This is a genomic window from Teichococcus aestuarii, assembly GCF_042651065.1.
In the GTDB taxonomy this organism is placed as follows: domain Bacteria; phylum Pseudomonadota; class Alphaproteobacteria; order Acetobacterales; family Acetobacteraceae; genus Pseudoroseomonas; species Pseudoroseomonas aestuarii.
The window spans coordinates 1-9,563 of sequence record NZ_JBHSCH010000106.1 but is presented as its reverse complement, the minus strand read 5'-3'; the positions used below and the strand labels follow the sequence as shown (position 1 = coordinate 9,563).

Annotated in this window: 8 protein-coding genes; 7 read left to right on the top strand and 1 reads right to left on the bottom strand. The window is 70.8% G+C overall.

Going from position 1 to position 9,563, the window contains the following annotated elements; all coding sequences use genetic code 11:
- The 6 genes from ACFOY6_RS22995 to ACFOY6_RS22970 all read left to right on the top strand — a co-directional run.
- Nucleotides 1–385: DUF4115 domain-containing protein (locus ACFOY6_RS22995; protein ID WP_379652351.1), on the top strand; the 385-nt coding region annotated here is incomplete at its 5' end.
- Nucleotides 386–521: 136 nt separating this feature from the next.
- Complete coding sequence (ispG, locus tag ACFOY6_RS22990; RefSeq protein WP_379652350.1) at nucleotides 522–1,640, top strand: flavodoxin-dependent (E)-4-hydroxy-3-methylbut-2-enyl-diphosphate synthase; 1,119 nt, start codon at nucleotides 522–524, stop codon at nucleotides 1,638–1,640.
- A 5-nt stretch (nucleotides 1,641–1,645) separates the two neighbouring features.
- Nucleotides 1,646–2,971 carry a histidine--tRNA ligase gene (gene hisS / locus ACFOY6_RS22985; RefSeq protein WP_379633837.1) on the top strand — a complete coding sequence of 442 codons (1,326 nt, stop codon included), beginning with the start codon at nucleotides 1,646–1,648 and terminating at the stop codon, nucleotides 2,969–2,971.
- 91 nt (nucleotides 2,972–3,062) lie between these two features.
- Nucleotides 3,063–4,118 carry a peptide chain release factor 1 gene (gene prfA / locus ACFOY6_RS22980; protein WP_379652349.1) on the top strand — a complete coding sequence of 352 codons (1,056 nt, stop codon included), beginning with the start codon at nucleotides 3,063–3,065 and terminating at the stop codon, nucleotides 4,116–4,118.
- Nucleotides 4,111–4,992, top strand: coding sequence for a peptide chain release factor N(5)-glutamine methyltransferase (gene prmC / locus ACFOY6_RS22975; RefSeq protein WP_379633839.1), 882 nt, complete (start codon nucleotides 4,111–4,113; stop codon nucleotides 4,990–4,992). Before prfA ends, prmC begins: the two co-directional genes overlap by 8 nt.
- Nucleotides 4,993–5,320: 328 nt before the next feature.
- Nucleotides 5,321–5,677 (top strand): DUF4167 domain-containing protein, encoded by a 357-nt coding sequence (locus ACFOY6_RS22970; protein WP_379652348.1) that lies wholly within the window; start codon nucleotides 5,321–5,323, stop codon nucleotides 5,675–5,677.
- Between the two features lie 73 nt (nucleotides 5,678–5,750).
- Here ACFOY6_RS22970 and ACFOY6_RS22965 read toward each other — a convergent pair whose 3' ends face one another.
- Entirely contained in the window at nucleotides 5,751–6,515 is a 765-nt protein-coding gene (locus ACFOY6_RS22965; RefSeq protein WP_109518572.1) for an MOSC domain-containing protein, read from the bottom strand.
- A gap of 136 nt (nucleotides 6,516–6,651) precedes the next feature.
- On the opposite strand from ACFOY6_RS22965, the gene clpB reads away from it, so the two are divergent.
- On the top strand, nucleotides 6,652–9,219 hold the full coding sequence (gene clpB / locus ACFOY6_RS22960; RefSeq protein WP_379652347.1) for an ATP-dependent chaperone ClpB: 2,568 nt from the start codon (nucleotides 6,652–6,654) through the stop codon (nucleotides 9,217–9,219).
- Nucleotides 9,220–9,563: the final 344 nt, after the last annotated feature.

Here is a 9,563-nt window from a genome sequence, read left to right as displayed (position 1 = left end):
AGACGCGCCCGTCTCCATCCAGACCATGACCAATACCCTGACCCAGGATGCCGCCGCGACGCCGCCCGCCGCTTCCCCGCCCGCCGAGGCCGCGCCGCCGGCCAACCGCATCGTGCTGCGCGCCACCCAGGAGAGTTGGATCCGGGTGCGGGAGGCCCGGGGCAACCGCGTGGTGTTCGAGCGGGTGCTGCGCCCGGGCGAGACCTACGAGGTGCCGCAGACCCCTGGCCTGCTGCTCAACACCGGCCGCATCGAGGGGCTGGTGGCCGAGGTGGATGGCGTGGCCTCGCCGGCCTTCGCCGACAATATCGGCGTGCGGCGGGATATCCTGCTGGACCCGGCCCGGCTGCGCGAGGCGCAGCCGGGGCAGCTCCCCACCCGCTGAGGGCCGCCACGAAAGCGTAACACGCCGCGGCCCCGGGAAACGCGGCCCCCGGCAGGTCCGTGACTTGGCCGGGACTTGGCCGGCGGGCGCTGTGCTGCCATATCGGCCCCATGCCGAAGCGGGAGGCCTGACCGCCATGTCCTATCGTCCCTACCAGCAGATCCTGCGCCGCAAGTCCCGGCAGATCCGTGTCGGCAAGGTGCTGGTCGGCGGAGACGCGCCCGTCTCCATCCAGACCATGACCAATACCCTGACCCAGGATGCCGCCGCGACCATCGCGCAGATCCGCCTCTCCGAGCTGGCGGGGGTGGATATCGTCCGCGTCTCCTGCCCCGACGAGGAATCGACCGCCGCCCTCGCCGAGATCGTGCGCGAGGTGAACGTGCCGATCGTGGCGGACATCCACTTCCACTATAAGCGCGCCATCGAGGCCGCCGAGGCGGGCGCCGCCTGCCTGCGCATCAACCCGGGCAATATCGGCTCGAAGGAGCGCGTGAAGGAAGTCGTGAAGGCCGCGCGCGACCATGGCTGCTCCATCCGCATCGGCGTCAACGCCGGCAGCCTGGAGCGGCACCTGCTGGAGAAGTATGGCGAGCCGAACCCGGAGGCGCTGGTGGAATCCGCCCTCTGGCACGCCGCCCACCTGCAGGAGCTGGACTTCCACGAGTTCAAGATCAGCGTGAAGGCGTCCGACGTGTTCCTGGCCGTCGCCGCCTACCAGCAGCTGGCCGAGGCCTGCGACCACCCGCTGCACATCGGCATCACCGAGGCGGGCGGCAAGCGCACCGGCACGGTGAAGTCCTCGATCGGCCTCGGTTCCCTGCTCTGGGCCGGCATCGGGGACACGATGCGCGTCTCCCTCTCCGCTGAGCCGGAGGAGGAGGTGCATGTGGGCTGGGACATCCTGAAGTCGCTCGGCATCCGCCACCGCGGCGTCAAGATCATCTCCTGCCCCTCCTGCGCCCGGCAGGGCTTCAACGTCATCAAGACGGTGGAGGCGCTGGAGGAGCGGCTGGCGCATATCGAGACGCCGCTGACGCTCTCCATCATCGGCTGCGTGGTGAACGGGCCGGGCGAGGCGCTGATGACCGATATCGGTGTCACGGGGGGCGGCGCGGGGCGGCATATGGTGTATCACGCCGGCCGCACCGACCACACCGTGGCGGGCGAGAACATGGTCGATCACATCGTGGAACTGGTCGAGAAGAAGGCCGCGGAGATCGCCGCGGCCCCGGCCAGCCAGGCGGCGGAGTAACTGTCTTGAGCGGAATGCAGCCGGTACGCGGCACCAAGGACCTGATCGGCGAAGGCTTCCGCCGCCACCACCACGTCATCGAGACGGCGCGCCACGTCACCACCCTCTACGGGCTGGAGGAGTGGGCGACGCCGATCTTCGAGGCCACCGGCGTCTTCGCCCGCACCCTGGGCGACACCTCCGACGTGGTGACGAAGGAGATGTACACCTTCGAGGACCGCGGCGGCGATTCCGTCACGCTGCGGCCCGAGAACACGGCGGGCATCTGCCGGGCGCTGGTCTCCAACGGGCTGACCCAGGGCGGGCTGCCCCGCAAGGTGTTCTATGCCGGCCCGATGTTCCGCTACGAGCGGCCGCAGAAGGGCCGCTACCGGCAGTTCCACCAGATCGGCGCCGAGATCCTGGGCGCGGCCGAGCCGCTGGCCGATGCCGAGGTGATCGCCTGCGGCTGGCAGATCCTGCAGCATCTCGGCATCGATGACGGGGTGGTGCTGGAGATCAACACGCTGGGCGACGCCACCAGCCGCGACGCCTACCGCGCCGCGCTGGTCGCCTACTTCACCGAGCACCGGGAGAAGCTCTCCGCCGACAGCCAGCTGCGGCTGGAGAAGAACCCGATGCGCATCCTCGACAGCAAGGATGCCGGGGACCGCGCCCTGGTGGCCGGCGCCCCCACCATCCACGAGCACCTGACGCCCGAGGCGGCCGAGTTCTACGCCGCCGTGAAGCGCCATCTCGACCTGCTGGGCGTGCCCTACCGCGACAATCCGCGCATCGTGCGCGGGCTCGACTACTACAGCCATACCGCCTTCGAGTTCGTCACCGACCGGCTGGGCGCCCAGGGCACGGTGATGGCCGGCGGCCGCTATGATGGGCTGGTGCAGGAGATGGGCGGCCCGCCCACTCCCTGTGTCGGCTGGGCGGCGGGGGTGGAGCGGCTGGCGGAGCTGCTGGAGGAGACGCCGGAGGCCAGCCCGCCCGTCGCCGTCATCCCCGTCAGCGCCGCCGAGGAGGCGCCGGCCCTGCTGCTGACCCAGACGCTGCGCGCCTCCGGCGTGCCGGCCGAGATTGCCTACAAGGGCAACCTCAAGAAGCGCATGGAGCGGGCCAACCGCACCGGCGCCCAGGCCGCCGTGATCCTCGGCGAGAGCGAGGTGGCCGAGGGCGTGGTGGTGGTCCGCAACCTCTCGGACGGCACGCAGGAGCGCGTCGGCATGCCGGGCCTGCTCTCGGCGCTGGCCGCCGCGGGGGTGGTGGACGCCATGCTGGAGCAGGTGGTGGAAGGGCTGGAGGAAGGCCTCGGCCCCGACCCGGACGACGCCGAAGACTGATCCCTTCCGGCGCGGCCTCGCGGCCGCGCCGCCGCTGTTTGAACTTTGAATGGCAGGCGGCCACCCGGCCCGCCTGCCATGGACCGATCGCATGAGCCTTTCCGAGAAGCTGGACCGCGTCCTCTATCGCGCCGACGAGCTGCGCGCCCTGCTGGAGACGGCGGATGGCGCGCAGGTGGGGGTACTGTCGAAGGAGCTGTCCGAGCTGGAGCCGCTGGTGGCGCGGGTGAACGCCCTGCGCGCCGCCGAGTGCGCCCGCGACGAGGCGGAGGCGCTGATGGCCGACCCCGAGATGCGCGAGCTGGCGGAGGCCGAGTTCTACGCCCAGCGCGACGCCGTGCCGGCGCTGGAGCGGGAGATCCGCCTGGCGCTGCTGCCGCGCGACGCGGCGGATGAGGGCAGCGCCATCCTGGAGATCCGCCCCGCCGCCGGCGGAGACGAGGCGGGGCTGTTCGCCGCCGAGCTGTTCGCCGCCTACCAGCGCTACGCGCCGACGCGCGGCTGGCGCTTCGGCATCCTCGACTACGACGAATCCGAGCTGGGCGGCATCCGGGGCGCGGTGGCCGAGATCGAGGGCAGGGGGGTGTTCGCCCGGCTGAAGTTCGAGAGTGGCGTGCATCGGGTGCAGCGCGTGCCGGCCACCGAGACGCAGGGGCGCATCCACACCTCCACCGTGACGGTGGCGGTGCTGCCGCAGGCGGAGGAGGTGGATGTGCAGATCAACGAGAGCGACCTGCGGATCGACACCTACCGCGCCAGCGGCGCCGGCGGCCAGCACGTCAACAAGACGGACAGCGCCGTGCGCATCACCCACATCCCCACCGGCACGGTGGTGGCGATGCAGGAGGAGCGCAGCCAGCACAAGAACCGCGCCAAGGCGATGAAGGTGCTGCGCGCCCGGCTCTACGAGGCGCAGCGCAGCCAGGCCAGCGCCAGCCGCTCGGCCGACCGGCGCGCCCAGGTCGGCACCGGCGACCGCTCGGAGCGCATCCGCACCTACAACTTCCCGCAGGGGCGGGTGACGGACCACCGCATCGGCCTGACCCTGCACAAGATCGACCGCGTCATGCAGGGCGAGTTCGACGAGCTGTTCGACGCGCTGACCGCCGAGGACGAGGCGGCGCGGCTGGCGGCCGAGGGTGTCTGACGCCGGGTGCCCCGATCCGGCAGGCAGCGTCGGCGGCTTCCTCTGCCGGGCCGGGCAGCATCTACGCGCCGCCGCTATCGAGACGCCGCGGCTGGAGGCCCGCCTGCTGCTGGCCGAGGCCATGGGGGTGGAGCAGGCGGCGCTGCTGCGCGAGCCCCGCGCCCCGGTGCCGCCCGAGGCCGCCACCCGCTTCGGCGACCTGCTGCGCCGCCGGCTGACGCATGAGCCGATGGCCTTCCTGCTCGGCCGCCAGGGCTTCTGGACGCTGGAGCTGGAAGTCTCGCCCGAGACGCTGATCCCGCGCGCGGATTCGGAGGCGATCGTCGAGGCGGCGCTGGCGGCATTTCCCCGGCCGGGGGCGCGCGTGCTGGACCTCGGCACCGGCACGGGATGCCTGCTGCTGGCGGTGCTCTCGGAATGGCCGGAAGCCTTCGGGGTGGGGGTGGATCTCGCTCCCGGCGCCGCCGCGCTGGCGGCCCGCAACGCGGCCACCAACGGCCTGGGCGGGCGGTCCGCCTTCCTGGCAGGCGACTGGGCCACGGCGCTCTCCGGCCGGTTCGACCTGGTGCTGTCCAACCCGCCCTATATCGAGAGCGCCGCCATTCCCGCCCTGATGCCCGAGGTGGCGGCGCATGAGCCGGCGCGGGCGCTGGATGGCGGCGCGGACGGGCTGGAGGCCTATCGGCGCATCGTCGCGGCGCTTCCCGCCCTGCTCCAGCCGCAGGGCTGCGCCGTGCTGGAGTTGGGGCTGGGCCAGCGCGAGGCGGTTTCCGCCCTTGCGGAGGCGGCGGGGCTTGCGATTCGCGGCTGCCATGCCGATCTGGGTGGCGTCGAGCGGGCCCTGGTTCTGGGCCGCCAAGCGGGGCTGGGCTGAAAAAACCGTTTGGCGGCGGTGCAGCACGCCGCTAGGGTGGCTTTGCGGCCCCGGGCGGATGATCCCCCCGGTTGGACACGCCGGGAAGGCCCATGTGGCGGAATGCCATCGCCCCCCGGCCCCGCAGCGATGCAACTCCATCAGCAAGCCCCCTGGTGCGCTGTGGTCCGTGATGGATCACCTCTCCACCGGATGGCGCGAGCATGAGACGGCGAACGCAACACCGATGAACATGAAACGCATGCGCGGCCGCGGCGGCCATCGCCATGGTGGCGGCGGCGGTGGCGGCGGCGGCGGCGGTCAATTCCGCCAAAGCAACCACCAGCCCATGAACCGCAACCATGTGTTCGACTCGAATGGGCCGGACATGCGGCTGCGTGGCACGGCCCAGCAGCTCTTCGAGAAGTATCTGCAGCTCGGGCGCGACGCGACGGGCGCCGGTGACCGCGTGATGGCCGAGAGCTACTTCCAGCACGCCGAGCACTATTTCCGCATCCTCAACGCCATGGCCCAGGCCGTGCAGGCGCAGCAGGGCCAGGCGCCGCGGCGCCAGCAGAACGGCGCCGACGGCCAGGAAGGTGGCGGAGGAGAAGGGGAGGGCGGCGAGATGAGCGGCCAGTCCCAGTCCGGTGGCTACGAGCCGGACGGCAACGAGCCGGCCGAGCAGCGCGAGACGGTTCAGTAACCCCATTCCTGGCGGGGCGCGGCCATGTGGGCCGCCCTCGCCGGTGGGTTTGGCCGCCCGGGCGCGGTTCTCCTCAGGCGGCGGTTTCCAGCGCCTCCAGCGCGTCGCCCAGCGCGACCTTGCCGCCTTCCACCACGGTGGCGTGAACCCCCAGATCGGCATGGCCGAAATGCTGCCGCAGCAGGCGCGGTACGTCGGCATCCCGCTCGCCCGTCTGCAGGTTCACCTGCGTGGCCGGGCAGCGCACGGTGCGCTTGAACACCGAGAGCCGGGCGCCGCCCAGCAGCACCTCCTGCCCCACCCAGCCGAACTCCGCCCAGGCCGGCAGGCCGGTGAAGTAGATGTTGGCACGGAAACGCAGCGGGTCGAGCCGCAGGCCGGTGGCCTTCTCGAGCGCCGCGATGCTGGCCATGTTGATCAGCGAGATGCCCTTGGCCTTCTGGTCGGTGAAGGCGTGGCCGGGCGCCTCGGTGAAGCGCGGCGTGCCGCGCGCCTCCTCGCCCAGGTAGCGGGTCAGCAGCGCGGCGATGGCGGCGCGGCCCTCGGCGGTGCGGGTGTCGGCCTGCAGCGGGGCCTCGCCCGGCACGCGCAGCGACAGGATGCCGGCGCGGTCGTCATAGGCGGAGGCGACGAGCGCCAGCCGGGCATTGGCCATCAGGCAGGCGAAGTTCTGCTTGGGCAGGAAGCGCGGCGCCGCTTCCTCGAAGGGCGCATCGCCCTGCACGAGCGCGAAGCGGCGGTCATGGGCGATGCATTCGCCGGGGCGCAGCTCCACCGCCTCCAGCGCCTCGGCCGAGAGGCCCTTCACGGGGTAGCGGTAGAGATGCTCGACGCGCATAGGCTCAGCTCCTGCTTTTTTCGCGCACGCGCCCTTGAAGGGCCGTGTTTCCCCATACCACATTCGATCTGACAGCGGTGCCCGGTGTCGCCTTCGGGGGCGTCGGGGCCGGTTGCCTCACCGGAGGGACCATCACATGGACATCGAGAAATTCACCGAGCGCGCCCGCGGCTTCCTGCAGGCGGCACAGACCATCGCGATCCGCGAATACCACCAGCGCATCACCGCCGAGCACCTGCTGAAGGCGCTGCTCGACGACGAGCAGGGCGCCGCCGCCGGCCTGATCCGCGCCGCCGGCGCCGACCCGAAGCCGGTGCTGGAGAAGGTCGAGGCCGAGCTGGCCAAGCTGCCGCGCGTGCAGGGTGGCGGCGCCGGGCAGCCCCAGTTCATGCCCGACATCGTGCGGGTGCTGGACGCGGCGCAGCAGCAGGCGAACAAGGCCGGCGACGCCTATGTGGCGCAGGACCGGCTGCTGACCGCGCTCGCCGCGAGCGACACGCCGGCCGGCCGCGCGCTGGTCGCCGCCGGCGCCACGGCGCAGAAGCTGGACGGGGCGATCGCCGCCATCCGCAAGGGCCGCACCGTGGACAGCGCCAATGCCGAGCAGCAGTTCGACGCGCTGAAGAAGTACGCCCGCGACCTCACCGCCGCGGCGCGCGAGGGCAAGCTCGACCCGGTGATCGGCCGTGACGAGGAGATCCGCCGCGCCATCCAGGTGCTGGCGCGGCGCACCAAGAACAATCCGGTGCTGATCGGCGAACCGGGCGTGGGCAAGACCGCCATCGTCGAGGGGCTGGCGCTGCGCATCGTCAATGGCGACGTGCCGGAGGCGCTGCGCGACAAGAAGGTGCTGGCGCTCGACCTCGGCGCCATGGTGGCCGGCGCCAAGTACCGCGGCGAGTTCGAGGAGCGGCTGAAGGGCGTGCTCACCGAGGTCGAGAAGGCCGCGGGCGAGATCGTCCTCTTCATCGACGAGATGCACACGCTGGTGGGCGCGGGCAAGGCGGATGGCGCGATGGACGCCTCCAACCTGCTGAAGCCGGCCCTGGCGCGTGGCGAGCTGCACTGCATCGGCGCGACCACGCTGGATGAATACCGCAAGCATGTGGAGAAGGACGCGGCGCTGGCGCGGCGCTTCCAGCCGGTGTTCGTGGGCGAGCCGACGGTGGAGGACACCATCTCCATCCTGCGCGGCATCAAGGAGAAGTACGAGCTGCACCACGGCGTGCGGATTGCCGACTCCGCGCTGGTGGCGGCGGCGACGCTGTCCAACCGCTACATCACCGACCGCTTCCTGCCCGACAAGGCGATCGACCTGATGGACGAGGCGGCGAGCCGCCTGCGCATGCAGGTGGACAGCAAGCCGGAGGAGCTGGACGAGGTGGACCGGCGCCTGCTGATGCTCAAGATCGAGCGCGAGGCGCTGAAGAAGGAGGAGGACACGGCGAGCCGCGACCGCCTGGTTCGGCTGGAGCGCGAGCTGTCCGAGTTGGAGGAGCGCTCCAACGCCATGGCCGCGGCCTGGCAGGCGGAGAAGGACAAGCTCGGCGCCGCCCAGAAGGCCAAGGAGGAGCTGGACCGCGCCCGCACCGAGGTGGAGGTGGCGCAGCGCAAGGGCGACTACGCCCGCGCCGGCGAGCTGACCTACAGCGTGATCCCGAAGCTGGAGCGGCAGATCGCCGAGGCAGGGGGCGAGGGCGGCAAGCTGGTCAACGAGGCGGTGACCGACGAGGGCATCGCCGCCGTGGTCAGCCGCTGGACCGGCATCCCGGTGGACAAGATGCTGGAGGGCGAGCGCGCCAAGCTGATGCGCATGGAGGACATGCTCCGCCAGCGCGTGGTCGGCCAGGAGGAGGCGCTGGAGGCGGTGTCGAAGGCAGTGCGGCGCGCCCGCGCCGGGCTGCAGGACCCGAACCGGCCGATGGGCTCCTTCCTGTTCCTGGGGCCCACCGGCGTCGGCAAGACCGAGCTGACCAAGGCCATCGCCGGCTTCCTGTTCGACGATGAGAAGGCGCTGCTGCGGATCGACATGTCGGAGTACATGGAGAAGCACGCGGTGGCCCGGCTGATCGGCGCGCCCCCCGGCTATGTCGGCTATGAGGAGGGCGGCGCGCTGACCGAGGCGGTGCGGCGCCGGCCCTACCAGGTGATCCTGTTCGACGAGGTGGAGAAGGCGCATGAGGACGTGTTCAACGTCCTGCTCCAGGTGCTCGACGACGGGCGGCTGACGGACGGGCAGGGGCGGACGGTCGATTTCCGCAACACCCTGATCGTGCTGACCAGCAATCTCGGCTCCGAGATCCTGGCGGCGCAGCCTGAAGGCGAGGATGTGGACCTGGTGCGCGGGCAGGTGATGAACGTGGTGCGCAGCCGCTTCCGCCCCGAGTTCCTCAACCGGCTGGACGAGATCGTGCTGTTCCGGCGCCTGGCGCGGAAGGATATGGGCTCGATCGTGCAGATCCAGCTTGGCCGGCTGCGCCAGCTGCTGGAGGACCGCAAGATCACGCTGGAGTTGGACCCGTCGGCGACCGACTGGCTGGCCGAGGCGGGGTACGACCCGGTCTATGGCGCGCGCCCGCTGAAGCGGGTGATCCAGCGCAACCTGCAGGACCAGCTCGCCGGCCTGCTCCTGGAGGGCCGCGTGACCGATGGCAGCGCGGTCAAGGTGACGGCGGGTGTCGAGGGGTTGGAACTCGCGGTGTAGGTTTTTTGAACCGCCTGCGGAATTTCCGTTAAACCTGTTTGACAGGGATGGGAGCCGGACGTAAAAGCCGGCTCCCGACGCTGAGGCGCTTCGAAAGAAACGGTTTCAGCGAGGGCGCCAAAAAGATTTGGCGGGGCGGTTGACGGGGCCGGAGAGCGGCGCTAGATACCCCACCCCGCCAGGAACTCTGGCGAGGTTGAGTGAAAGGTTCATGCGGCAGATTGCTGCATCGCACTGCAAAGCTCAAGCGTTGATTGAAAATTGCATCGGGTTTTCTGGAAGTATTAAGAAGCTTGGTTTGGTTTGACCTTTTTGGGTTGGGCTGAGTGGGTTTCATGCTTTTG

What these genes read in the sequence shown, in the direction of transcription:
- ispG (WP_379652350.1), top strand. Translation starts at nt 522, where the DNA reads ATGTCCTATCGTCCCTACCAGCAGATCCTGCGCCGCAAGTCCCGGCAG.
- prfA (WP_379652349.1), top strand. Translation starts at nt 3,063, where the DNA reads ATGAGCCTTTCCGAGAAGCTGGACCGCGTCCTCTATCGCGCCGACGAG.
- ACFOY6_RS22970 (WP_379652348.1), top strand. Translation starts at nt 5,321, where the DNA reads ATGAACCGCAACCATGTGTTCGACTCGAATGGGCCGGACATGCGGCTG.
- ACFOY6_RS22965 (WP_109518572.1), bottom strand. Translation starts at nt 6,515, where the DNA reads ATGCGCGTCGAGCATCTCTACCGCTACCCCGTGAAGGGCCTCTCGGCC.
- clpB (WP_379652347.1), top strand. Translation starts at nt 6,652, where the DNA reads ATGGACATCGAGAAATTCACCGAGCGCGCCCGCGGCTTCCTGCAGGCG.